23 protein-coding genes are annotated in these 22,937 nt (G+C 59.8%); 9 read left to right on the forward strand and 14 right to left on the reverse strand.

Annotated elements, in window-relative coordinates; genetic code table 11:
- Positions 1–13 precede the first annotated feature (13 nt).
- Together AKL27_RS24615 and AKL27_RS24620 are read right to left on the reverse strand one after the other, a co-directional pair.
- Positions 14–1,663, reverse strand: a complete 1,650-nt coding sequence (locus tag AKL27_RS24615) for a (2,3-dihydroxybenzoyl)adenylate synthase (RefSeq protein ID WP_050465532.1) — start codon at positions 1,661–1,663, stop codon at positions 14–16.
- Positions 1,660–2,844: an isochorismate synthase gene (locus tag AKL27_RS24620; protein WP_050465533.1), complete on the reverse strand. Its 1,185-nt coding sequence runs from the start codon at positions 2,842–2,844 to the stop codon at positions 1,660–1,662. Before AKL27_RS24620 ends, AKL27_RS24615 begins: the two co-directional genes overlap by 4 nt.
- A gap of 461 nt (positions 2,845–3,305) precedes the next feature.
- Here AKL27_RS24620 and AKL27_RS24625 point away from each other — a divergent pair, with 461 nt between their 5' ends.
- Both AKL27_RS24625 and AKL27_RS24630 read left to right on the forward strand, forming a co-directional pair.
- Entirely contained in the window at positions 3,306–3,635 is a 330-nt protein-coding gene (locus tag AKL27_RS24625; protein ID WP_050465534.1) for a hypothetical protein, read from the forward strand.
- 194 nt (positions 3,636–3,829) lie between these two features.
- Complete coding sequence (locus AKL27_RS24630; protein ID WP_050465535.1) at positions 3,830–5,038, forward strand: MFS transporter; 1,209 nt, start codon at positions 3,830–3,832, stop codon at positions 5,036–5,038.
- A 3-nt stretch (positions 5,039–5,041) separates the two neighbouring features.
- On the opposite strand, the gene AKL27_RS24635 is transcribed toward AKL27_RS24630, so the two are convergent.
- The 3 genes from AKL27_RS24635 to AKL27_RS24645 form a co-directional block, all read right to left on the reverse strand.
- A complete protein-coding gene (locus AKL27_RS24635) occupies positions 5,042–6,055 on the reverse strand; it encodes an ABC transporter substrate-binding protein (protein WP_050465536.1) in 1,014 nt (337 codons plus the stop codon).
- 95 nt (positions 6,056–6,150) lie between these two features.
- Entirely contained in the window at positions 6,151–7,020 is an 870-nt protein-coding gene (locus tag AKL27_RS24640) for an ABC transporter permease (protein ID WP_050465537.1), read from the reverse strand.
- A gap of 37 nt (positions 7,021–7,057) precedes the next feature.
- Entirely contained in the window at positions 7,058–7,855 is a 798-nt protein-coding gene (locus tag AKL27_RS24645; RefSeq protein WP_050465538.1) for an ABC transporter ATP-binding protein, read from the reverse strand.
- 104 nt (positions 7,856–7,959) lie between these two features.
- Between AKL27_RS24645 and AKL27_RS24650 the strand changes: the two genes are divergently transcribed.
- Both AKL27_RS24650 and AKL27_RS24655 read left to right on the forward strand, forming a co-directional pair.
- Positions 7,960–8,628 (forward strand): response regulator transcription factor, encoded by a 669-nt coding sequence (locus tag AKL27_RS24650; protein ID WP_050465539.1) that lies wholly within the window; start codon positions 7,960–7,962, stop codon positions 8,626–8,628.
- Positions 8,625–9,986 carry a sensor histidine kinase gene (locus AKL27_RS24655; RefSeq protein WP_050465540.1) on the forward strand — a complete coding sequence of 454 codons (1,362 nt, stop codon included), beginning with the start codon at positions 8,625–8,627 and terminating at the stop codon, positions 9,984–9,986. Before AKL27_RS24650 ends, AKL27_RS24655 begins: the two co-directional genes overlap by 4 nt.
- A 90-nt stretch (positions 9,987–10,076) precedes the next feature.
- On the opposite strand, the gene AKL27_RS24660 is transcribed toward AKL27_RS24655, so the two are convergent.
- Positions 10,077–11,399 (reverse strand): ABC transporter substrate-binding protein, encoded by a 1,323-nt coding sequence (locus tag AKL27_RS24660; RefSeq protein WP_050465541.1) that lies wholly within the window; start codon positions 11,397–11,399, stop codon positions 10,077–10,079.
- A 212-nt stretch (positions 11,400–11,611) separates the two neighbouring features.
- The gene (locus AKL27_RS24665) at positions 11,612–12,472 is read right to left on the reverse strand and encodes a class II aldolase/adducin family protein (RefSeq protein ID WP_050465557.1); all 861 of its coding nucleotides are present in this window, start codon (positions 12,470–12,472) and stop codon (positions 11,612–11,614) included.
- Between the two features lie 132 nt (positions 12,473–12,604).
- Between AKL27_RS24665 and AKL27_RS24670 the strand changes: the two genes are divergently transcribed.
- Positions 12,605–13,513 (forward strand): LysR substrate-binding domain-containing protein, encoded by a 909-nt coding sequence (locus AKL27_RS24670; RefSeq protein WP_157057088.1) that lies wholly within the window; start codon positions 12,605–12,607, stop codon positions 13,511–13,513.
- A gap of 29 nt (positions 13,514–13,542) precedes the next feature.
- Here AKL27_RS24670 and AKL27_RS24675 read toward each other — a convergent pair whose 3' ends face one another.
- A complete protein-coding gene (locus tag AKL27_RS24675; RefSeq protein WP_050465544.1) occupies positions 13,543–13,920 on the reverse strand; it encodes a hypothetical protein in 378 nt (125 codons plus the stop codon).
- Positions 13,921–13,992: 72 nt separating this feature from the next.
- Positions 13,993–15,126, reverse strand: coding sequence for a methyltransferase (locus AKL27_RS24680; protein ID WP_050465545.1), 1,134 nt, complete (start codon positions 15,124–15,126; stop codon positions 13,993–13,995).
- A gap of 197 nt (positions 15,127–15,323) precedes the next feature.
- Here AKL27_RS24680 and AKL27_RS24685 point away from each other — a divergent pair, with 197 nt between their 5' ends.
- The gene (locus tag AKL27_RS24685; RefSeq protein WP_050465546.1) at positions 15,324–15,626 is read left to right on the forward strand and encodes a hypothetical protein; all 303 of its coding nucleotides are present in this window, start codon (positions 15,324–15,326) and stop codon (positions 15,624–15,626) included.
- Positions 15,627–15,736: 110 nt separating this feature from the next.
- Here AKL27_RS24685 and AKL27_RS24690 read toward each other — a convergent pair whose 3' ends face one another.
- The 3 genes from AKL27_RS24690 to AKL27_RS24700 are packed head-to-tail and all read right to left on the reverse strand — an operon-like array spanning position 15,737 to position 17,985.
- Positions 15,737–16,615, reverse strand: a complete 879-nt coding sequence (locus AKL27_RS24690; protein ID WP_050465547.1) for a pirin family protein — start codon at positions 16,613–16,615, stop codon at positions 15,737–15,739.
- A 49-nt stretch (positions 16,616–16,664) separates the two neighbouring features.
- Positions 16,665–17,555, reverse strand: coding sequence for a pirin family protein (locus AKL27_RS24695; protein ID WP_050465548.1), 891 nt, complete (start codon positions 17,553–17,555; stop codon positions 16,665–16,667).
- 52 nt (positions 17,556–17,607) lie between these two features.
- Positions 17,608–17,985 carry a DoxX family protein gene (locus tag AKL27_RS24700; protein WP_050465549.1) on the reverse strand — a complete coding sequence of 126 codons (378 nt, stop codon included), beginning with the start codon at positions 17,983–17,985 and terminating at the stop codon, positions 17,608–17,610.
- Positions 17,986–18,200: 215 nt separating this feature from the next.
- Here AKL27_RS24700 and AKL27_RS24705 point away from each other — a divergent pair, with 215 nt between their 5' ends.
- Positions 18,201–19,106 (forward strand): LysR family transcriptional regulator, encoded by a 906-nt coding sequence (locus AKL27_RS24705; RefSeq protein WP_050465550.1) that lies wholly within the window; start codon positions 18,201–18,203, stop codon positions 19,104–19,106.
- Positions 19,107–19,112: 6 nt separating this feature from the next.
- On the opposite strand, the gene AKL27_RS24710 is transcribed toward AKL27_RS24705, so the two are convergent.
- Positions 19,113–20,123 carry a GlxA family transcriptional regulator gene (locus AKL27_RS24710; protein WP_050465551.1) on the reverse strand — a complete coding sequence of 337 codons (1,011 nt, stop codon included), beginning with the start codon at positions 20,121–20,123 and terminating at the stop codon, positions 19,113–19,115.
- Positions 20,124–20,161: 38 nt separating this feature from the next.
- Positions 20,162–21,412, reverse strand: coding sequence for an MFS transporter (locus AKL27_RS24715; RefSeq protein ID WP_050465552.1), 1,251 nt, complete (start codon positions 21,410–21,412; stop codon positions 20,162–20,164).
- 160 nt (positions 21,413–21,572) lie between these two features.
- Between AKL27_RS24715 and AKL27_RS24720 the strand changes: the two genes are divergently transcribed.
- Both AKL27_RS24720 and fnr read left to right on the forward strand, forming a co-directional pair.
- Entirely contained in the window at positions 21,573–22,109 is a 537-nt protein-coding gene (locus tag AKL27_RS24720; protein WP_050465553.1) for an isochorismatase family protein, read from the forward strand.
- 134 nt (positions 22,110–22,243) lie between these two features.
- A partial coding sequence (fnr, locus tag AKL27_RS24725; RefSeq protein ID WP_050465554.1) for a fumarate/nitrate reduction transcriptional regulator Fnr occupies positions 22,244–22,937 on the forward strand: 694 nt, incomplete at its 3' end.

Raw genomic sequence — 22,937 nt, forward strand, 5'->3', positions numbered from 1 at the left:
AAGTTCCAGTTGATTAAAGTTGATGGGGTGCACTGACCAGCCGTGCAATCTGTTCCCGCAGGGCGCGTTTGTCGACTTTGCCAACACCGGTTTTTGGGAAACTGTCAGTGAACTCGATGCGGTCGGGCAATTTGAAACGGGCGATATTGCGCTCCCGCAAAAACTGCAACAATTCAGCGGCCAGCGCCCCGGCGTCGACCACGCCGGGGCGCTGGCGGACGATGACGAAGGCACAACTGCGTTCGCCGAAATCGGCATCCGGCATGGCGACCAGCGCCACGTCATGAATCGCCGGATGGGCAATCAGATGATTTTCGATTTCTTCTGCTGCCACCTTTTCGCCGCCACGATTGATCTGATCCTTGCTGCGCCCTTCGACAATCAGATGCCCGCTCGGCAGCATGCGCACGATATCGCCGGTACGGTAAAAGCCGTCGCTGGTGAATGCCACCGCGTTATGCGCTTCGGCCCGGTAATAGCCCCGTATCGTATAAGGCCCGCGCGTCAGCAGATGGCCGGGCTGTCCGGGCGGCACGTTACGGTCCTCGTCATCCACGATACGGATTTCATCATCGGGAGAAATCGGCCTGCCTTGGGTGCCGCAAATCAACTGCGCCGGATCGTCAAAGCGGGTGTAATTCACCAGTCCCTCGGCCATGCCGAATACCTGCTGCAAGGTGCAACCGAGCAACCGGCCCACTCGCCGCGCCGCCTCCTCGGCAAAGCGTGCACCGCCGACCTGCAATACCTGCAAGCTGGACAAATCCTGCTCGCAGCAACGCGCCGCATCGAGCCAGATCAGTGCCAGCGGCGGCACCAGCGACGTGATCGTCACGCGCTCGGTGGCGATCAGCGGGAAGGTGGTATCAGGCGATGGCAGCCGCGTCATGACGACGCGGCCGCCGGCATACAGGGTCCCGATGGAGCCAGGCGAACTCAGCGCAAAATTGTGCGCTGCAGGCAAGACACACAGGTAAATGCTGTCCGGCCCCAGACCGCAAATCTGGACGCTGGCGCGCACGCTGTACAGGTAATCGTCATGCGTGCGCGGGATCAGTTTGGGGATGCCGGTACTGCCGCCGGACAGTTGCAGAAAGGCGATATCCGAGGAAGCCGGACCCTCGATACGGCATGGTTCCGCATACAGGGAATCGAACGCCACAAACTCTTGCGCATCGCCCGCCACAATGACGTGTTGCAGAGTGTCGACATCCGCGCATACTTGCCGCGCCAGTTGCCGGAAATCGAAACCGCCATCGTGATCCGCAATCAGATAGGCCGTGGCGCCGGTGAAACGACAGAAGTAGGTAATCTCGGTGCGCCGGTGCGGTACCAGTGCAAACACCGGCACGGCAGCGATGCGGAACAAGGCGAAGCAAGCCACCAGAAATTCAGCGATATTCGGCAGTTGCAGCACCACCCGGTCACGCGCGCGGATGCCCAGTTTCAGCAAACCGGCGGCGAACCGGTCGGCGCGCTGATCAAGCTCGCCATAGGTCCAGCGCCGGCTGCCGCAGATCACGGCCAGTTTGGTCGGTGAATGCTGGGCCCGCTGATGCAACATTTCGCCGAAGGTTTCGCCGCTCCAGTAGCCGATGGCGCGATAGCGTTCCTCGAATTCTGCAGGCCATGCCACGCAGCCCGCTAACAAGGTCCTGCTCATTCCACCTCCAGCACCGATTCCAGATTCATCGCGCGCAACATGGTGCGCATCTTGGCGCTGGTTTCGGCGAGTTCCATTTCCGGCTCGGAACCGGCGACGATGCCGGCGCCGGCATAGATGATGGACGCCGCCGCACCGATTTCGGCGCAACGTATCGTGACCGCCCATTCGCCGTCGCCGCTGGCATTGCTCCAGCCCACCAGCCCAGAAAACAGGCCACGGTCAAAGCCTTCGACGCGACGGATGAAATCATAGGCGGCCGGACTCGGATAACCGCACACGGCCGGGGTCGGATGCAAGGCCAGTGCCAGTTCCAGTGAGGTCGGCGCGCCTGGTCCGAGCTCGCCCTTGACCTCGGTCGACAGGTGCCACATGGTCTGGGTCGACAACAAGGAGGGCTCGGCCGGCACTTCCATGCTGATGCAGAACGGCTTCAATGCCGCTGCCACTGCATTGACCACCAATGCATGTTCATGACGATCTTTGGCCGACCGCCGCAAACGCTGAGCGCGACGTGCATCTTCGAGCGGATCGTCACTGCGCGCAATCGACCCCGCCAGCGGATTCGAGATGACCTGACGGCCGCGCTTGGCCAGCAGCAATTCCGGACTGGCGCCCACCAGACTGCGATGGTCGCCTGCGGCCCCGGCCAGTTCCAGGGCAAAGGTGTAGCCGCCCGGATTGCTGCGGGTGAGCCGATGCAACAAGGCCGGCAAATCAATGCCGGCCTCTACCGTGAGCGAGCGCGCCAACACCACCTTTTCAAATGCCCGGCCACGGATCTGCGCCAGCGCCTGCTCCACATTGCGGCAATACGCGGCGGCGCTCGGCACGGCCGTGATGACCGGCCGCCGCAATGACTGCGCCGCCTGCGGACAGCGGCGGGTACGTTCTTTGGACAAACCGGCGTCATGCGGGCCGGAGATGATATTGACCTCACGCGGCAAAACCACATGCGCACCGCCGTGATGGCTGAACGGGATTGCCGCCATGATCGGCAAGCCATTCTTGCCTTGGCGCATGACCCTGATCAGTTCGGGAACGTCCATCACATTCGATTTCCCGAGCGCCAGCATGGCACCGCGGCGCGAGGCGAAGAAGCTGTAGTCCTTTCGATATTTGTCGAGTAAATCTGCCAGCCGGGGTAGCGCAAGACCATGCACTTGTTGGTGGTCAGTCATCGTTGAATTCCTTTAGTGGGTACTGAGTGGGTGGGGTTGACCGTGCTTTTGCGCACGAATTTAAAATCATATTTGACAACAGGTTGCACAAAAGCAACAATAAAACAATAGCAATAATGATAATTATTCGCAATTATTTTTTTGTAAGGAGAATCACAAACACACGACATTTACAGGCTTCGTCACTTAACTATCGCGTAACTTCACATTAATTCTGTAAAGCATTATTGACACCCAGAGCATCATTGCCAGGCAAGCAACCCATCCGCAAAGGAACATGCATGCAACCGTTTTCCCAAAACACCGTGTCCAGGCCGGCAGCAATCCCCAATCCGCCGCGCTTCCCCGCCCCTGCCGGCAATCATGCGCAACGCCGACCGCCACATTGGCGCTCCGGGGCGACGATCGCCGGCGCACCGCATGCATTGAGAAACGGCGACAGGTACCGGGTTGAAGGGGGCATGGCGAAGATGAACAGCAATGGCGCCGGCCGACTGCAAGCCGACTCTGGCGGCGCTCTCGGCAAGCCCGGTAACGACAATGGTGTCAGCACCGGCGGCAGCGTTGATGTCAGGGATGCCAGCCCCAACCGAGCGCGCAAGCGAACCGCGAAAATTGCCGGCAAATGGCGGACACTGAATAGCAAAATAGACAATGAGTGCCGTTCCAGCCCGTCACGTGAAGGTGATCGCGATGACGACCGGCGCGCTCCACCAATCAATTTGATGTCGGTGTGCAATCTGTTCCATCCGTGCGCATTGGCCACCGGCCAGACAGTGCACCACAAGTGAACCGGGCCATCTCGCTCATGCACCCGGCAACCGCAATGACAATGCGATGCGGGCGACCGACACCGCGTCCGCGCAATCGCTGCGCGACCTGCATCCGGCCATGCACCGGTCCAGATGAACCCGCACTTCAGCACTGCGACCGGCCTCCGTTGTCCTGCGGGATAGCACCGAATCTCCCTCTTTTTGGCACAAACATGCACACCAATCTTCGCCCTGCCCGGCTTCCATCGCAGCGCGGCCTCATCGCGCTGATCGCCGCCATCCAGTTTGTCTATCTTCTCGATTTCATGTTGTTGCTGCCGCTCGGTCCCGACGTCGCACACGCCTTGCAATTTCCGGCGGACCGTCTGAGCTGGCTGTCGGCCGCCTATACGCTGGCTTCGGTCGTGGCCGGGCTGGCATCGTTGCGGCTGCTTGACCGCTATCGGCGCAAACCAGCGCTGTTGCTGTGTTTCGGCGCGCTCACGCTCTGCACCGTGCTGGCCGGACTTGCCACCGATTTGTGGATGTTGCTGTGGGCGCGCGCGCTCACCGGCCTGTTTGGCGGTCCGGCTACGGCACTGGCGATGGCGCTCGTTATTGATGCCACACCGCCGCAGCGGCGTGGTGCGGCAATCGGCAAAGTGATGCTGGGATTTTCACTGGCGGTGGTGACCGGCATACCGGCGGCACTGGAGTTGGCACGACTGGGCCACTGGTCGTTACCCTTCTTCTGCCTGAGCGGCTTGGCGGCACTGGTCTGGCTGCTGGCGGTCCGCTGGTTGCCACTGGCGGCACCACCTGAGCGGACCCCGGGCGACATTGCATGGTTCGCCTTGTTGAAGAATCCGGCGCTGCGCACCGCCTGCCTGATTCAGGCCGGCAACCAGTTTTCCTGTTTTCTCATCATTCCGGTGTTTTCCGCGTTCTTCATCTTCAATCTGGAGTATCCGCGGGACCGGCTCGGCTCGCTGTATCTGCTGGGGGGATTGAGTGCCATGCTGGCGATGCAGGTATGCGGACGCGTGACTGACCGCTACGGTCCGCTGCTGCCGGTGGCGCTGGCCAGTTGCGGCTTTGCTGCCGGACTGACCCCCTTGCTGGGATGGCACGGTTTGCCGCTGGCGCTGGTATTCATTTTGTTCATGTCGGCCAATGCCGGCCGCAATGTCAGTCTCGCGGCCGGCATCAGCCAGCTGCCGGCGCCACAGGAACGGGCGCGGTTTCTGGCGTTGCAAAGCATGGCGCAAGACCTCGCCATCACGCTGGCGGCACTGAGCACGACGCTGTTGCTGGGCGTCGATGACGCCGGCAAGATCAGCGGCATGCCGTGGCTGGCGCTGCTGGCGATACTCAGCGCACTACTGCCGCTGGCCGGCTTGTGGCGGCTCAGACAGCAATCAGCGGCAGCATCTGCCGCGTGAGCCTCAGCTGCCCTTGCGGCCCTTGACCGGTACGAACATGTCGGACCAGACTGCCGGTTTGGTGCGAATGGTGCCGGCCTTGTCCATGAAATTGACGTATTGCATCAGGCCGTCGGGGGTAGTCGAAAACTGGGTATCGGGATCGGCCAGCATCTTTTCGACTTCGTCTTGCGACAGCTTGATCTTGGATACGCGCAAGAAGGTTTCGGCCGCGCCCTTGCGATTCTTGGCGATATAGGCGTTGGCTTCTTCCTGCGCCGCCATGAAAGCCTTGACCAGACCCGGGTTCTTGTCGGCGAACTGCTTCAGCGCAAACACTACATCCAGCGTGATATTGCCCAGCACTTCAGACGAACTCAGCACGCGGCTGATCTTGGCATCCTTGAGTTCCTGATAGGAAAACGGGGGCGAAGTGAAATGCGCGGTGATTTCGGTCTTGCCGGACAACAGTGAACCGACCGCTTCCGGATGGCTCAGGCTGACCGTCATCGGATCCAGTCTGGCGTAATTTTCAACGCCGAATGCCTTGGCCGCCACCATTTGCAACACCACTGCCGACAATGACGTCTTGATACCCGGAATCGCGATCTTGTCTCTGCTGGTGAAATCCTTGAGTGATTTGATTTTCGGATTATTGGTATTGAGCCACAACGATGAGGTGCTCAATGCGCCCAGACCGATCACTTCGGAACGCGGAATGCCGTGCGCCTTGGACCACAGGGTAATGAAACCGGGCGCGCCGGTGCCGGCGATATCGAGGTTGCCGGCCAGCATGGCGTCATTGATGACATTGCCGCCATCGAGCGTGATCCAGTTGACTTTGACGTCGCCCAGACCTTGCGCCTTGGCTTGCTTTTCCACCAGTTGCTGGTCGCGCATGACCATCAGCGGCAAGTACAGAATGCCGTAACCATGTGAAATCCGCACTACCGGTGCTTCGGCGCGCACGGCACCGGCCAGCGTCGTCAAACCGAGTGCGGCCACCATCAGGAGGTAGGAAAAATGTCTGCGTTGCATGCGTGTCTCCGATCAGAATAATGATGAATTTTATGAATCTTTGTATACGACTTGCTACCGTGATGCGATGAAATATCGTGCTTGCTGCCGTTGACTCAGTGTTGCATGCCCCAGCGATGGATCGTGCGCTTTTCGATATTGGCGAAGATCACGTTTTCGACAAACAAGCCAATCAGAATCACGAAGAACAGACCGGAAAACACATTTGCGGTTTCCAGCTGATTGCGATTTTCGAAAATGTACCAACCCAGACCGCCGCGCCCCGACGACACGCCGAATACCAGTTCAGCCGCGATCAGCGTGCGCCAGGCAAAAGCCCAGCCGACCTTGAGTCCGGTCAGGATGCTCGGAAACGCGGCCGGAATCAGAATCGACCACACCAGCGAAAAGCGTTTCAGGCCGTAGTTCTGGCCCACCATGCGCAGGGTTTGCGATACCGAGCGAAAGCCGCCATGGGTATTGAGCGCCACCGCCCACAACACCGAGTGCACCAGCACAAAGATGATGCTGCCGGTGCCCAGGCCAAACCAGATCAGCGCCAGCGGCAACAGCGCAATCGCCGGCAGCGGGTTGAACATGGAGGTCAGGGTTTCCAGCAAGTCGTTGCCGATGCGCGAACTGATCGCCACTGTGGTCAGCAGGCCGGCCAGCACGATACCGATGCCGTAGCCGATCAGCAAGGTTTCCAGCGACACTGCCGCCCGTTCCAGCAAGATGCCGCTGCTGATGCCGCTCAGGAAGGCATGCAGGGTTTCGGTAAAGCTGGGGAACAGCAAGGCGTTGTCGAGCCAGCGCCCATAGACTTCCCAGATCAGCGCCAGCACCAGCAGGATGGCAGTCTTGCGCAGCCAGCTGATCCGATATACCGACTCAAAGGCCGATAACGGGCGTTGTACTTCGGTCATGGCGTGACGGGTCGGTTCGAGAACGATTTCCGGACGGACGAATGGCGTAGTGTTATTCATGGCAATGGCTTCCGATGAAAGATCAGAGTCTGTCGCGTCAGTGCGCAAACAGCATGTCGTTGATGCGGGTTTCGAGTTCGGCCTGGCTGGCGGTGCCCATCAGTTCCGGCGGGATACTGTTGAGCTCGGCGCGGACCTGCCCCGGATGCGGCGACAGCAACAGAATGCGGGTGCCGATCTTGATCGCTTCTTCAATCGAGTGCGTCACGAACAGCACGGTAAAGCGGGTGTCGTCCCACAGCCGCAACAACTCGTCCTGCATCTTGCGCCGGGTCAGTGCATCGAGAGCGGCGAACGGTTCGTCCATCAGCAATACATCCGGTTCCATCGCCATGCCGCGCGCAATCGATACCCGTTGCTTCATGCCACCCGACAAGGTATGCGGATAACTATCGATGAATTTCGACAAACCGACCTTATCGATGTAGTAAGCCGCGCGTTCACGCGCCTGAGCGCCGTGCAGGCGGCCGCTGGCATGCAATGCGAATTCGACATTCTGGCGCACCGTTTTCCACGGCAACAATTGATCGAATTCCTGAAATACCATCATCCGATCCGGCCCCGGCTGCGTCACTTCCACGCCCTTGAGGCGGATTTTGCCGTGGCTCGGTTGCAGATAACCGCCAATCGCCTTGAGCAAGGTCGATTTGCCGCAACCCGACGGCCCCAGCAGGATATAGCGGTCGGAAGGATAAACCTTGAAACTGACTTGCTGGGTGGCGGTGACCAGAAAATCGGTAGTCTTGTATTGCAAGGTGACCTGTTCGATTTCCAGTAACGGTTTGTCGGCGGCAACAGTTGCCGCAGCGGTGTTATTGCCAGGATCATTTTTCATGACAGTCTCCAAAGGTGCTTTTATAAATTCTGTGAAGGATGCTAACCTCGCAAGCTGTAACGAAACTGACAGACGGCAACGGCGCGCGACACGGGAGAACGGGCATGCGGATTTTATTGGTCGAAGATACGGAAGACGTCGCCGAAGCGATCATCGCGCAATTATCCCGCAGCGGTCACACGGTGGAATGGCAAACCTGCGGTGCCGAGGCGGCCAAACATATGGAAGCGCCCTATGACTTGCTGATTCTGGATGTCATGTTGCCGCGCGTGGATGGTTTTACCCTGCTGCGCCAGGTACGCGACAAAGGTCTGCATACGCCGGTGCTGATGCTGACCGCCTGCGCCGAAATCGAAGAACGGGTACGCGCCCTCGATCTCGGCGCCGACGATTATCTGATCAAGCCGTTCGACTTTCGCGAACTGGAAGCGCGCATCCGGGTGCTGCTGCGACGCAGCGGCGGCGAAGCCACCAATTTGCTGGTGTGCGCCAATCTGGTCATCGACCGCAAAAGCCGTACCGTCAGTCTGCATCAGCAGCCATTGGAATTGACACGGCGCGAAGTGACGCTGCTGGAAATCATCGCGGCGCGACCGGGCCGCATTTTCGGCAAGGAAGAATTGATCGAGCGGCTGTTTTCGCTCGACGACAATCCCAGCGCCAATTCGGTCGAGCAGTATGTGGCACGCCTGCGCAAGAAACTCGGCGGCGCCGGATTTGAAATCCGCACCCTGCGCGGCCTTGGCTATCAATTGGTATTGACGCCGCCATGATCAGGATCGGACCGTCACTCTACACGCGACTGGTAGTAAGGGTCGGCCTGGTGCTGGCCATCAGCGCCTCGGCCTTGCTGATTGCGATCTGGATTTCCAGTCAGCTGGCCGCCGACGAAGCCTATGACCGCATCCTCACCGGCAGCGCCTTGCAGATTGCCGAAAATACCTGGTATCAGAATGATGCCGTCAATGTGGATGTGCCGCTGGCGGCGTTTTCCATGCTGACCGCCGGCGATCAGGTGTTTTATACTGTACTCGATCCCAATGGCCGCTCGGTCGCCGGCGACGCCGACTTCAAACCGGATATTCCATGGGACCGGCTGGCTGAAGGACCGTTGCTGCGCGATGGTCACTATCAGGAAATTCCGGTGCGCATGGCCATCATCGGCCGCCGCATGCCGGTGGCTTCGCCGCATCCGTGGGCGGTGATCGTGCTGGCGCAAACCGGCAACGGCCGGCTGTCCTTCGCCAAGAGTCTGGGCACCAAGGCGTTGCTGGTGATCCTGGTGATGGGTATCCTGACCGTGATCGCCGCCATGTTCACCCTGTATCAAGCCTTGTCGCCGCTCAAGCGCATCGAAGATGCGATCCGCCAGCGCGACCTCAATGATCTGTCGCCGCTGACTTTGACGGTGCCTTCGGAAATTCACGCGCTGGTGAGTGCCATCAACGCCTTCATGCAACGGCTGGCAACCCATCGCAGCCTGATGCGGCGGGTCATCGGCGATGCCGCCCATCAGCTGCGCACACCAGTTGCAGCCTTGATGGCGCAAATGGAATTGCTGTCGGCGCCCGGCGATGAACATGCCAAAGCCCGCCATCTGGAACGTCTGCAAGACCGCACGCGGCAGCTCGGGGCACTGGTCAATCAATTGATCAATCACGCCATGGTCCAGCACCGGGCCGAATCGGTCTCGCTGGAGCCGGTTGATCTGACGGCATTGGTACGCCAGGAAATGATGGCCATGCTGTCACATCAGGAGCGCCGGATTGCGTTTGACATGGATGCGCCCGAGCAAGCCTGCATGGTGCTGGCCGATGCCGTCAGCGTGCGCGAAGCGATCCGCAATATCCTCGGCAACGCCTTGCACTATGGCGCGCATTCTTTGCTGCATGTACGACTGCGTCTGAGCGAGCAGGCGGTTGCCCTGGACTTCATCGACGATGGTCCCGGCATTGCCGAAGCCGACTGGGAGCGTCTGCGCAAACCGTTCGCCGCGCGCAGCCGGGGCCGGGCCGGCGCCAGTCTGGGCTTGTCGATTGTGGATCAGGTCATGCGCGCGCATGACGGCGAACTGCTGTTTGCGCGCCTGAGTGATGGCAGTTTTTGTGTTGGCTTGCGATTTCGGCGGTAGCACTGAAAGCATATCCACCGCCATGAAAAACGGGCTGACGCTGACAGCACGTCAGCCCGAACACCACCCTGCGCTGCTTGCTACCCGGCCTCAGGTTTTGTAAAACCGCTTGGCCCGTTCCGCCGCGCGATCAATCGATTGTTGCACCGACTTCGATCCGCTGGCCGCTTCCGCCACCATATCGACAATCACGTAATCGGCCAGACAAGCGGCCGAGGCCTGACCCAGCGGCCCGGCGTGGCCGTGATCGATCATCAGTGAAGCGGCATCGCGATACATCGTGACCTTGGCGTCTTCGGTCCAGACCGGATTTTTTTCGTAGGCGCGCAACGGCTGACTGACATAACCGATAGCGGCTTTCATCCATGGGTTGTATTGGTCCGGTTCCATCATGAATTGCAAAAATGCCTTGGCGGCGTTCGGGTATTTGGTGTGTTTGAAGGCCATCATCTGGGTCAGCTGCATCAGTTCGGTCGGCTTGCCGGCAGCGCCGATCGGGTAATGCGTGTGCTGGATATCCTTGGCCATCTCTACCATCTTGGGATCGGTCGAATTCTTGGCCGCGTAGTACACCGAAATGCCGTTGTTGGTCAGGCTCACCTGGCCGTCCAGAAACGCCTTGTTATTCGACGGGTCTTGCCATGACAAGGTGCCCGGCACCATGGTCGCGTACAACTGTTTGGCATATTCCAGCGCGGCGCGCGTCTCGGGCGAATTGATGGTGACATTGCCTTTGGCATCTACCAGTTTGCCGCCATGAGTCCACAACAGCCAGTGGGCAAAATTGTTGGCGTCGCCGACCGCTTTGCCCAAGGCAAATCCGACCGGTGTGTTTTTGGCTTTCAAGGCCTGACACATTTTCAGGAAGCCGGCGGTATCTTTGGGCACAGTCTCGAAACCGGCAGCCTTGATCTGGCTGTCGCGATACACCAGACAAATGCCAATCACGCCCAGCGGTACCGCAATCCACTTGCCATTGCTCATGCCGTATTTGCGGAAGACGTCATACCAACCGCCGTAACGGTCGCCGAGCGACACCGCCAGATCGCTGACATCGAGCAGCTTGGTCGGATACTGATGCGGGTCATCGAACCAGCCCAGCACGATATCGGGACCGCTGCCGACATTGGCCGCTACCGCCGCCTTCGGCCGCACGTCTTCGAAACCTTCGCTGTCGGTGCGTACCGGCACCCCGGTCAGTTCAGTGAATTTCCTGGTATTGGCATTCCACATATCCTCGTCGCCCTGCACAAACCGCTTCCAGCGCAATACCCGCAGCGTGGCCCCTTTTTCTATCGGGTACACAATGCTGGCACCGGCAGCCGGTGCGGCAAAAGCGTTGGCGCCGATGGTAGTGGCTGCGGCGGCCGAAGCACTGGCCCGCAAAAAGTCGCGTCTGTTCAATGTCGTCATGTCTCCTGCTCCTTCTTTTTAAAAGCGGATGAGCCCGCTGTATCGCGGTGCTTTATATGGTTTGACGTCTTGCTGCGAGGATAGTGAAAAGTGAGTGAGGTATCTCCGGTCAGGTTATCGATCGACACTGCAAGGCAATGCCGCTGGCACAACAGCCCCAGCCGGTGCAAACCGGCTGGGGCCACATCACGTCAGGAACACGCGACGCGCAATCAATCGAACATGTCAGGGCTGGTTTGCAGCAACTGCGCGAAAATCGGCTGGAAGTGCAACCAGCCGATGAACTCGTTGCCGACATTGTCGCGGCTGTAGCGGGCCCGTTCCGGCGAGACCATGGTCGGCTTGATGCCGGTGGCTTCCACCAGCAACTGCACCTGGCAGCAGCGTTCCAGTCCGATAAACCAGAACGCCGCACTTTCAATGCTGTGCCGGCTGGCGGTGAACAAACCGTGATTCTGGTGAATCGCCGCCTTGTTCTTGCCAAATGCCGCCGCCACCGACTTGCCGGCCTCCGTCTTGACTGCCACCGCGCCGGCTTCTGCCGTGATCACCACATGGTCTTCAAAGAACACCGCTGCATCCTGAGTGATGGGATCCAGCGGCCGCCCGAGTGCCGCCCACGCGGTGCCGTATACAGTATGGGCATGGCACATGGCGACGATATCGGGATGCATTTCATGCACTGCCGCATGCAGCACGAAGCCGGCCCGGTTGAGCGCGTATTTGCCTTGCACTACCTCGCCGTGATGATTGGCCAGAATCAGATTGGACAACTTGACCTGGGAAAAATGGACCGCCATCGGGTTGGTCCAGTACAGATCCGGGAATTCCGGGTCGCGTACCGTCAGATGGCCGGCAAAGCCGTAATCCAGGCCATGCAGGGCGAATGCGCGGCAGGCTGCCACCAGCCGTTCCTGCCGGTGGCGCCGTTCTTCGACATGGGTGGCGAACACCGGCACCTGCGGGAAAATCAGGCCTTGCTGCTCCGGCTGGTAGACCGACACCCGCGCTGGCGTGGTGACGGCTGATGAAGGTGCGGCTGTGGCGTGCGGACGTTCAGCAATTTCTGGCATGACGGTCTCCGTGATGATGTTATTGGTAATGGACGCTGAGGCCATCATCGAAGATCGTCGTGGCTTTGACAAATGACGAGTATTCACACTATGATGAATTTGATTCACGTCAAATGAATGGCATCTTCCCGAATGAGAAAACTCCCGAGTTTCTTTTCCTTGCGCGCTTTTGAAGCTGCCGCGCGCTTGCAGAGCTTTGCGCTGGCCGGAGAAGAGCTGCATTTGTCGCCGTCGGCCATCAGCCATCAGATTCGCAGCCTCGAAACCTATTTCGGCAAATCCCTGTTTACCCGCTCGTTCCGGCGCGTCGAACCGACCGCCGATGGCCTGCGCTTGCTGAGCCGCTTGTCGGCCGCGTTCGATCTGATGGAACAGGCCTGCCATGAACTGAGTCCGCCGCAACAAAGCCGGGCGCTGGCAGTGCACTGTTCACCGAGTTTCGCCACCAAATGGCTGGGACCACGGCTGCCCTTGTTCATGCAGCAATATCCGGATCTCAATATCAGCATGTCGTCGAGTGCCGATGCCATGGATTTGCTGCGCCATGAAGAACTCGACATCACGATTGCCTATGGCGCGGTGCAAACCCGGTCCGGCATCATCACCGAAGCAATCGGCACCGAAACCATCGCGCCTTTATGTGCACCCGCCTTGATGCAAGGACGGGCGCGACTGACACTGGAACAGATTGCAGCATTGACGCTGATTCATTCCAGCCTCAATCCGGTGCGCTGGAGCGACTGGTTTGCCTTGCAGGGAATGTCATTGCAGCCGGGCCGGCCGATGCCGTCGTTTGACCGCGCCTCGCTGGCGTTGTCGGCGGCGGTCAATGGGGTCGGCGTGGCCTTGGAAAGCACGCGGCTGGCACAGCGGGAAATCGCCGCCGGCGAGTTATGCGTATTGCAAGATGCGGAATTGGTGCCGGTGCAACGCGAAACCCACTTCCTCAGTTACCGCGCCACAGAACGCAACAATGCCAAGATCGCCTGTTTCCGGGACTGGATTTTTAGTCAGGCAGAAGAAGAGGATATACCAACATAAACAAAGAGATACAAGATATACCTAACAAATCACTTCCATTCCAGAATCGCGCTGCGGCGATCCAGCCAGTGCACCTTGAGTTGCCCCGGATTGACCTTGCGACCGGCACAAGCGCTGGCGGCCAGCGCAAACGGCGCTTCATAGTAACGGCCGTCATTGGAGGAGCGCATTGCGGTTTGCGGTGCATTTTTGACAATCCAGTCGGCAGCATTGGTGCGCAAATAAATCACGCAGGCATTGCCGCTGTTACTCGCCACTTCACAACGACAAGAGTTGCCGCTGGTCGTCACCAATGGTTGTTCCGGTTCGGGTCGCCCAAACGGATATGCACGTTCAGTAATCTGTGCCAGGGCCGGCAAGGCCAGGCTCAGCAGTGTGATGAGGGTCAGCGAAAGTCGTACCAGCATGTGAGGTCCTTGCCAGAACAGTAATGAGAAATGGCTTGAGATTAACGCCTCAAGCCATTGATTAACAACAACTTACTTTGCTGCCAGTCGCCATAATGAAGTCACTTCGGCAGCGCGTGCCGCGTGCAACGGATCTTCGGTATCGCTGACACGGCCATGACGCGGCTTGATGTCGTGCTTGCCGACCACCTTCAAACCCGCGTTCTCGAACGCCAGCACCAAAGCATCTTTGGCACGCAAGCCGATATGCTCGGCCAGATCGGACATGATCAGCCAGCCTTCGCCGCCGGGTGTCAGATGTGCCGTCAGGCCATTCAGGAAACCCAGCAACATGCGGCTGTCGGGATCGTAAATCGCATGCTCCAGCGGCGAACTGGGCCGCGCCGGCAACCACGGCGGATTACAGACGATCAGCGGTGCCTTGCCGGGCGGGAACAGATCCGCTTCCAGCAATTCGACGCGTTCGGTCAATTGCAGGCGTTCCAGGTTTTCGCGCGCACAACGCAAGGCCCGGGGATCCTGATCGGTGGCGACAATGCGCGCCACGCCGCGTTGTGCCAGTACCGCCGCCAGCACGCCGGTGCCGGTACCGATATCGAACGCCAGCGCCCGTGATGGCAACGGCGCTTGCGCGACCAGATCAAGATACTCGCCGCGCACCGGGGAAAACACGCCGTAATGCGGATGGATATGCTGACCATCGAGCGCCGCAATTTCGACGCCCTTCTTGCGCCATTCATGGGCGCCGATCAAACCCTGCAGTTCGCGCAGCGTGGCCACCGACGCTTCACCGCCGGAGGAACCATATGCTTCATTGCAGGCTTGCCGCGCATCGGGAGCGCGGCGCAGCGGAATCGTGTAATCGGCTTCGAACGGCAACAGCACCATGCTCAGGATGCGCACGCGCTGGGCTTGCGCCTGGCGCTGGGCGTGAAATGCATCGAGCGGCGTCGGTGCCGGTTTGCGGGCTTTCTGTTTGCGGTCGATACGCCGCGCCAATGCTTGCAGCAACTGCCGGGCGTTCTGGAAGTCGCCGCGCCATAACAGGCCGGTACCTTCGCAGGCCAGTTTGTAGGCAGCGTCGGCGGCCAGCGTGTCGTCAGCGATCACCACCCGTTTTGGCGGCGGCATCGCGGCCTCGGAACGCCAGCGGGCGGAGCGGCTTTCCCCTGCTTCGGTCCAGCTAATGACAGGGTGTTCGCTCATGCGGCTGCTTTCATGGAATGATGTTCGGAATTGATAAGCCCGCAGTGTAGCAAAATGCCGGGCATTTCAGGATGAATGCGTGATCTGTATCAAGGGCAGGTTTTTAGCTCAGCGCGATAATCAAACTTCTTTTATGATGTAAGCACCGGTCGCGGCAGCGCTGCGACCGGTACCAATTTGCCACTGCTGGAGGTTCAATGACTGAGATTACCCCGCGTCCTCAAGACGCCAACCACGCACGGCTGATGCAAATCGTTTCCGACCTCGAACAGGAATTGCAGAAAGTCCCCGCCCACCCTGAACTGGCACAAAAGCTCAGCGATGATTTCGCCCGTCTCAAAAGCCATTTGACCGAGACGCCGCCAGCCAGCGCCCCGGTGGAAGAACACCAGAACAAGATTCGCAGCTCGACCCGCGAACTGATCGACTCGCTGGAAGGTGCCGTATTGAAAGACAGCCCGTATGTCGCCGAACTGGGCCGCATCCTCGGCATGATCTGACCCACAACGACACACGCCGCAGCCGATACCGATATCGTCCTGCGGCGCGCTGATCCCGGCCGGCAATCTGGCGGTCGCATTTCCGCCGTTACTTTTTCTCTATTTTTCCCTTATTTTTCCGGCAACGGAATCCACTCGGTTTCACCTGGTATCTCCGGAAACTGTGATTTGTCACGCCCGGTCCAGGCGGTCTTGGCGGCTTCGATCAGTTCTTTCGTACTGGCGACAAAATTCCACCAGACAAAGCGCGGCCCATCAATCGGCTCGCCACCAAGCAACATGAACACGGTATCGACGCCGGCGTGCAATGCAATCTCCCCCGTCTCAGCCAGAATCGCCAGCGTGCCGGCCTCGACGGTGTCGCCATCAAGCGTGACCGCGCCCGCGACCACATACAACGCCCGTTCACTGTAATCGGCCGGCAACGACAAGCTGCCGCCCGCCTTGATAGTGCCGGCGACATACAGCGTTGGGCTGGACGTCAGCACTGGTGAAGACTGCCCGAACGCGTTGCCGGTCAACACATGCAACTCGGCCTGGCCCAGCGTCACACGCGGCATGTCGCTTTCCGGATAATGACGAAATACCGCCGGTCCCTGCTCTTCGGCTTGCGGCAATGCCACCCACATCTGCAAACCATGCACCGGCACGCCTTGCTCGCGGATATCATCCGGCACCCGCTCGGAATGCACGATGCCGCGTCCGGCCGCCATCCAGTTGACTGCGCCCGGCGTAATCCGCTGCACCATGCCCAGACTGTCGCGGTGCATCATGGCGCCGGAAAACAGATAGGTCACGGTGGCCAGTCCGATATGCGGATGCGGGCGGACGTCGCCTGCGGTGGTGCCGGCCTCGAATTGCACCGGCCCCATATGATCGAAGAATACAAACGGACCGACGGTGCGCGCGGCCGCTGCCGGCAACAGGCGCCGTACCGGGAAACCGATATCGCGGCTCAGACCGTGGATCAGATGACGAATGCTGCTCATGAAACCTCCTGCCAGTGTTGGGTGGGATGAAATTGGTTATATCGCCAGCTCAAGCCGGAGCAAAACGCCCGGCCCGGAAATCGTCAATGGCCTGTTCAACTTCTTCGCGGGTATTCATGACAAATGGTCCCCACTGCGCAATCGGCTCATTGAGCGGTTGTCCTGCAATCAGTAAGAATCGGCTTTCGGCAGTTGCCGTCACCAATACACCGGCAGCGTCTGCGGCATTGCTCAATATCGCCATGCGCCCGGCTGGCGCGACACGTTGGTCCGGTCCGACCTGCAACTCGCCTTCATATATGTACAAAAAGGCATTATGCGTCGCTGGTATCGGCAGCGCCAGCGTGGTGTCCGCTTGCAGGTGCACGTCCAGATACAGCGGCGCCGTCACGGGCCGCTCAATCGCACCGGCAGTACCGAATGCCTGCCCGGCCAGTACCCGCACATGGGCACCGGCCTGCGGCGACACTTCCGGAATCCCCGCAGCAGGAATGTCGCTGTAGGATGGCGTCGTCATCTTGTCACGCCCGGCCAGATTGACCCAGAGCTGAAAGCCGCTCATCAGGCCGTCTTCCTGCTCCGGCAATTCGGAGTGAACCAGACCGCGTCCGGCCGTCATCCATTGCATGCCGCCCGGTTCCAGCAAGCCCTCGTTGCCGGCATTGTCACGGTGACGCATGCGCCCTGCCAGCATGTAAGTCACGGTTTCAAAGCCGCGATGCGGATGATCGGGGAAGCCGGCCAGATACTCATCGGGTTGGTCGGAGTGAAAGGCATCCAGCATCAGGAACGGATCGAGGCGGCGCTGCAAATCGTTGGTCAGCACACGGGTAAGGCTGACGCCGGCGCCATCCTGGGTCGGGATGCCGTTCACCAGACGCTCCAGCTGGCGACTGTAGTCGGCGGCGTGGCTGGCGGCTGGCATGGTGGTAGCGGTCATGATGAACTCCTTGGCTATCGGGTTGCAGATGAATCTGGATAAAGAATGCTGCTTATTCCTTCGGTTCCACCGCCCACACCATCAGCAAGCTGCCGATGAGCGCGATATTCTTCAGGAACTGGGTCAACTGGCCTTGCATGGCGGCCGGATCAGCCGACCAGAAGCGATGCGCGGTCAAGGTGGCGATCACGGTGAAAAACGCGATCAGCAACGCTGCCGGACGGGCCAGACGATTGCTGAGCAAGGCCAGACCGGCACCGACTTCGACAAAAATGGTGGCGATTACTGCCAGCGTGGCGAACGGTACACCGATACTGCTCATGTAACCGACCGTACCGGTAAAACCGATGATTTTGAAAATACCGGAAATCACAAACAGTGACGCCAGCAACAAACGGCCGAATCTATAAGCAAATGGGGAAATGATCATGGCGCTCTTTCAGGGTAATTGAATCAATAGGTCGATAAGGCGTTGGCAACATGCCGCAGCAACTTGTCGTGGAAATCGGGTAAAGCAGAAAACATGATCAGAATAGTCCTGCTTCAGCAACAAAGAAACATGTCATCTTTCACTAATTAATATCTAATTTTCAGATATAGTTTTGATTCCACGGCTTCACGCCGATCACGCCACCACCCGACGCCATGAATATTGAACGCCTTTCCCTCGACCAATTGCGGGTATTTGTCCAGGTTGCCGACAGCGGCAGCTTTCTGGCGGCGGCGCGGGCGCTGTCTCGTGCGCAGTCGGCAGTCAGCTATGCCATCAGTACCCTGGAAACCCAGCTCGATGTGCCCTTGTTTGATCGCAGCGCCTATCGGCCGCAACTGACTGACGCCGGCACTGCATTGCTGCGTGATGCGCGTCAGGTGCTGGATCAGGTGGATTCGCTGCAATCGCGCGCAGCCGCTTATGCGCAAGGGACCGAGCTGGAAGTGACGCTGGCTGTAGACGTATTTTTTCCGACCGCCTGTCTGGTTGATTTGCTGCGCCGCTTCCGCGATCAGTTTCCGGCGGTCACGGTGCGGCTGGAGATTGAAGCATTGGGCGCGGTGGCAGAACGGGTACTGGATGGCCGCGCCATGCTCGGCATTCTCGGCACGCTGCCGACCACGCCGCCCAACTTGCTGCGGGTGGCATTGCCGGGCATCACCCTGCTGGCGGTCGCGGCCCCGGGCCACCAATTGGCCAAGGTCGAAGGCCGCATTCCGGATAAATTGTTGTCGCAACAGACGCAACTGGTGCTCAGTGATCGCAGCGAATTGACGGCGCGCCAGGATTTCGCCGTGCATTCGCGGCTGGCCTGGCGCATGAGCGACCTCGGCACCAAGCATGCGCTGTTGCGTGCCGGCATGGGCTGGGGTTACATGCCGCTGCATGTGGTGCGCGAAGATCTGGCCGCCGGCCTGCTGGTGCCGCTGCTCACCTCGCAACATCCGCCGGGCGGCAAGATCCTGCCGGTGCAATGTGTCTACCGTCCCGATGCCGGCGCCGGTCCGGCACTGTCGTGGTGGCTCGATTCGCTGGCGGCGTTGACGGTGTTGGATTAAGCCGGTTCAGTGCACCATCTGATGGGCAGAAAACCGGCTCCGGTACTGCGCCGGACTGACGCCGAGCTGGCGCTGAAACACGCGGCGCAAGTTCTGCTCTTCACCGTGGCCGGTGTCGGTGGCGATGCGTTTGAGCGGCAAATCGGTTTCTTCCAGTGCGCGACATGCCGCTTCGATGCGCATCGCTTCCACGGTGCGCGCCGGCGTGCGGCCGATCTGCGCTACATATATCCGGGCAAAGGTGCGTGGTGTCATGTTGACGCGCCGGGCCAGCGCTTCGACCCGCAAATCCCCGCTCAGATTGGCAGCGATCCAGGCATGCAGCTCGGCAAACCCGGAACGGTCTTTCGATTGCGCCGCCAGCGGAACGCTGAATTGCGACTGGCTGCCGGGGCGTTTGAGAAACATTACCATCTGCCGTGCGGTGGCAATCGCAATCCGGTGGCCGACATCGGCTTCGATCAGCGCCAGCGTCAAATCGATGCCGGCGGTAACCCCGGCCGAGGTCCAGACCTTGCCGGATTGAATGAAGATCGGCTCCGGATTGACCGCGACTGCCGGAAATGCCTGTTGCAGACGGCCGGCCCATTCCCAATGCGTGGTCACTTGCTTGCCGTCGAGCACGCCGGCGGCGGCCAGCAAAAACGCACCGGTGCACACGGAACAGACACGGCGCGCGCCAGCGGCATTGGCTTTGATCCATGCCACCAGTTCCGGTTGCCGGGGATAGGCATCGGTCATGCTGCCACCCGGTGCGATCAGTGTATCGACCGGAACCGCCGGCAAGGCCGCCAGCGCCACCGTCATCACTGCCAGTCCGGGTCCGGTCGTCACCAGACCGCCGTGTGCCGAAGCGACGGTCACCTGATAGAGCGGAACAGTGCGCGCTGTGCCGGCACCGCCTTCGCGCTCGGCGGCCACGCGGCTGGCCGTGGTGAAGGCTTGTAGCGGACCGCTGAGGTCAATCATGTTCATGCCTTCGTGGGCCAGCAAGACAATATGTCGCGTGATATTCATGGGCGCATTCACTATTCGGATCGCAGATCGGATTCAGGTTATTGCGCGGCACCGGCTTGTGTGCGCGAGTTCTGGCGTTCGGCAAACATCCAGTAGCAGTTGGCCACCACGCACAGCAACAATATCGGCACGATGGCGGCATTCAACGTGGCCCAACCGTAAGCCTGTAACAAGGGGCCGGCCGCCAGCGTCGCCACCGCTGTGGCAGCATAACGCAAAAACTCCGACAGCCCTTGCGTCTTGGCGCGCTCCGAGGGCGCATACGATTGTGCCAGCAAGGTGGTGCCGCCGACAAACATGAAATTCCAGCCGATGCCCAGACACAGCAAGGCGACATAAAACGCCGGCAGCGAGGTTGAACTGACGGCAATCAAGGCGCAGGCGGCGTTGAGGGCGATGCCGGCCAGCAGCACCGGTCCCAGACCGCAACGCTTGATCAGATGGCCAGTAAAAAATGAGGGTGCAAACATGCCGACCAGATGCCATTGAATGATATTGGCGCCGTCGTCGATGCCGTGATGGCATGCCACTGCCGCCAGCGGCGCGGCGGTCATGATGAACATCATCACCACCGAACCGGCGACGTTATTGGCCAGCGCCGCAATAAACACTGGCTGGCGGGCGATCTTGCCGAGTCCGCGGGCGGCGACCGGGGCCGCAGAAACCGTCGCCGTTGCGGCAATGACCAGGCTGTCGCGGTAAAAGAACAGCAATACCACGACCGAGATCAGGCTCAGCAAGGCCACCATCAGATAAGCGCCGGCAAACATCGCCAGCGGAAACAGGTCGCGGCTCCAGGCCGCCAGCGCCGGACCGGCAATTGCCGCGATCACGCCACCGGTCAACACGGTGGCAATCGCGCGACTCTTGAACATCGGCGCCACCGCATCGGCCGCCGCCAGGCGGTAATACTGGGCGAATGCCTGAAACACGCCGACTGCGGCAGTGCCGATGCAAAAGGCCCAGAAGTGCGCCTGAAACACCGCCCATACCGAGATAAAACCGCCCCCGGCGCCGATCAGCGCCCCCAGCGCGAAGCTGCGACGACGCCCGATACGCTGGATCAGAAATGCCGCGAACCAGGTCACCAGTGCCCCGGCCACCGTGATCAAAGCAAACGGCAGTGTCGCCAGCGCCTTGTCCGGCGCCAGTTGATAACCAGTCAATGCAGTCAGGGTCAGATCGATGGAAATGGCGCACGTGAACAAACCCTGACACACTGCCAGCACGCGCGCATTGCGCAAATTACCGGCAGCGTTTTCGGGACCCGCAGTCTGGTTGTCATGCAAGCTTGTCGTCGTTGCTGCCGTGGTTGCTGTCGTACTTGTTTCTACCTTCACGTCTGTTCTCCAATAATTGACATGCCCCTGCACGCCCACCGATTGTCGATTTGACGCACAATGGCGTCAACGACACAAAACCTTCAAATCCTGCCAGGAGAATGCTGCGATGTCTTTATTCATGGATGCGGATCAATCGGTGCTGGTGATCATCGACGAACAACAGAAATTGCTGCCGGTGATTGCCGGCGGCGATCACATGCTGGCGCAAACCATCCGGCTCGCCAGCATCGCCGGTTTGCTGGGGATTCCGGTGATCGGCACCGAACAGACGCCGGACAAGCTCGGTCCCAATCATCCCGATATCAAGCGGCTGTGCGACCTGACCTTGGCCAAGACCCATTTCGACGCCTGTGCCGACGACCTGCAGGCGGCGCTGCCGCCGGACCGCAAGCAGATCGTGATTGCCGGTTGCGAAGCCCATGTCTGCCTGTTGCAGACGGCGCTGTCATTGCTGGGACTGGGGTATCAGGTGTGGGTGGTGCTGGATGCCACCGGTTCGCGCCGCAACAGCGACCGCGAGGCGGCATGGGCCCGTTTGCAGCAAGCCGGGGCACATGGCGTCACGGTCGAAATGGTCGCCTTCGAATGGTTGCATGACAGCCGTCATCCGCTGTTCCGGGAGGCGCTCAAGTTCATCAAGTGAGGGGTTGCCAGACGCTTGCGATGGCACCCTGCCCCGTTTTTCATTCATATCTATTTTGCCTGCGCGCCCTGTTGTGCTTGTCATCCCCGGCCCCGACAGGCAGAATCGCGTTACTTCAAGGAGCAGTTGCCATCATGTCGAGCCCACTCAAATCCATCGCCCTGCCCGATCCGCCACCGCTCAATGTGCAGGCGCTGCGCGCCGGCTGCGCCGCGTGCAGCATGCATCAGCTGTGCCTGCCGATGGGTCTGGATCAGGCCGATATGCAGCGGCTTGATCAAATTATCGGCAAGAGCAAACGCATCCGCCGCGACCAGCCGTTGTATCGCATGCAGGACAAATTCGACACACTGTATGCGATCCGTCTCGGCCATTTCAAGACGTTTCAGGTCAATGCCGGCGGCGATCAGCAAATCACCGGTTTTCAGATGGCGGGCGAATTGCTCGGCATGGACGCCATCGGCACCGGCCTCCATCAATGCGAAGCGGTGGCGCTGGAAGACAGCGAAGTATGCGAAATTCCCTTCCATCAGCTGGAAGATCTGTTTCAGGATATGCCGACCCTGTTGCGGCAATTCCATCGCATGATGAGTCAGGAAATTTCACGCGAGCAAAGTGTCATGCTGTCGCTCAGCAGCATGACGGCGCAACAGAAGCTGGCCGCTTTCCTGCTCAATCTGTCGTCGCGCTATGCCACCCGTGGCTATGCCGCCAACAGTTTTCAGTTGCGCATGACGCGCGAAGAAATCAGCAATTATCTGGGTCTGGCAGTCGAAAGCATCAGCCGCCTGCTGTCCAGTTTCAAGAAAAACGGCGTCATCGAAGTCA

Origin of the sequence: Herbaspirillum autotrophicum (assembly GCF_001189915.1) — a bacterium.
In the GTDB taxonomy this organism is placed as follows: domain Bacteria; phylum Pseudomonadota; class Gammaproteobacteria; order Burkholderiales; family Burkholderiaceae_D; genus Herbaspirillum; species Herbaspirillum autotrophicum.

Excerpts from the sequence above, each read along its gene's own strand:
- AKL27_RS24615 (WP_050465532.1), bottom strand. The coding sequence starts at position 1,663 with ATGAGCAGGACCTTGTTAGCGGGCTGCGTGGCATGGCCTGCAGAATTC.
- AKL27_RS24620 (WP_050465533.1), bottom strand. The coding sequence starts at position 2,844 with ATGACTGACCACCAACAAGTGCATGGTCTTGCGCTACCCCGGCTGGCA.
- AKL27_RS24625 (WP_050465534.1), top strand. The coding sequence starts at position 3,306 with ATGGCGAAGATGAACAGCAATGGCGCCGGCCGACTGCAAGCCGACTCT.
- AKL27_RS24630 (WP_050465535.1), top strand. The coding sequence starts at position 3,830 with ATGCACACCAATCTTCGCCCTGCCCGGCTTCCATCGCAGCGCGGCCTC.
- AKL27_RS24635 (WP_050465536.1), bottom strand. The coding sequence starts at position 6,055 with ATGCAACGCAGACATTTTTCCTACCTCCTGATGGTGGCCGCACTCGGT.
- AKL27_RS24640 (WP_050465537.1), bottom strand. The coding sequence starts at position 7,020 with ATGAATAACACTACGCCATTCGTCCGTCCGGAAATCGTTCTCGAACCG.
- AKL27_RS24645 (WP_050465538.1), bottom strand. The coding sequence starts at position 7,855 with ATGAAAAATGATCCTGGCAATAACACCGCTGCGGCAACTGTTGCCGCC.
- AKL27_RS24650 (WP_050465539.1), top strand. The coding sequence starts at position 7,960 with ATGCGGATTTTATTGGTCGAAGATACGGAAGACGTCGCCGAAGCGATC.
- AKL27_RS24655 (WP_050465540.1), top strand. The coding sequence starts at position 8,625 with ATGATCAGGATCGGACCGTCACTCTACACGCGACTGGTAGTAAGGGTC.
- AKL27_RS24660 (WP_050465541.1), bottom strand. The coding sequence starts at position 11,399 with ATGACGACATTGAACAGACGCGACTTTTTGCGGGCCAGTGCTTCGGCC.
- AKL27_RS24665 (WP_050465557.1), bottom strand. The coding sequence starts at position 12,472 with ATGCCAGAAATTGCTGAACGTCCGCACGCCACAGCCGCACCTTCATCA.
- AKL27_RS24670 (WP_157057088.1), top strand. The coding sequence starts at position 12,605 with ATGAGAAAACTCCCGAGTTTCTTTTCCTTGCGCGCTTTTGAAGCTGCC.
- AKL27_RS24675 (WP_050465544.1), bottom strand. The coding sequence starts at position 13,920 with ATGCTGGTACGACTTTCGCTGACCCTCATCACACTGCTGAGCCTGGCC.
- AKL27_RS24680 (WP_050465545.1), bottom strand. The coding sequence starts at position 15,126 with ATGAGCGAACACCCTGTCATTAGCTGGACCGAAGCAGGGGAAAGCCGC.
- AKL27_RS24685 (WP_050465546.1), top strand. The coding sequence starts at position 15,324 with ATGACTGAGATTACCCCGCGTCCTCAAGACGCCAACCACGCACGGCTG.
- AKL27_RS24690 (WP_050465547.1), bottom strand. The coding sequence starts at position 16,615 with ATGAGCAGCATTCGTCATCTGATCCACGGTCTGAGCCGCGATATCGGT.
- AKL27_RS24695 (WP_050465548.1), bottom strand. The coding sequence starts at position 17,555 with ATGACCGCTACCACCATGCCAGCCGCCAGCCACGCCGCCGACTACAGT.
- AKL27_RS24700 (WP_050465549.1), bottom strand. The coding sequence starts at position 17,985 with ATGATCATTTCCCCATTTGCTTATAGATTCGGCCGTTTGTTGCTGGCG.
- AKL27_RS24705 (WP_050465550.1), top strand. The coding sequence starts at position 18,201 with ATGAATATTGAACGCCTTTCCCTCGACCAATTGCGGGTATTTGTCCAG.
- AKL27_RS24710 (WP_050465551.1), bottom strand. The coding sequence starts at position 20,123 with ATGAATATCACGCGACATATTGTCTTGCTGGCCCACGAAGGCATGAAC.
- AKL27_RS24720 (WP_050465553.1), top strand. The coding sequence starts at position 21,573 with ATGTCTTTATTCATGGATGCGGATCAATCGGTGCTGGTGATCATCGAC.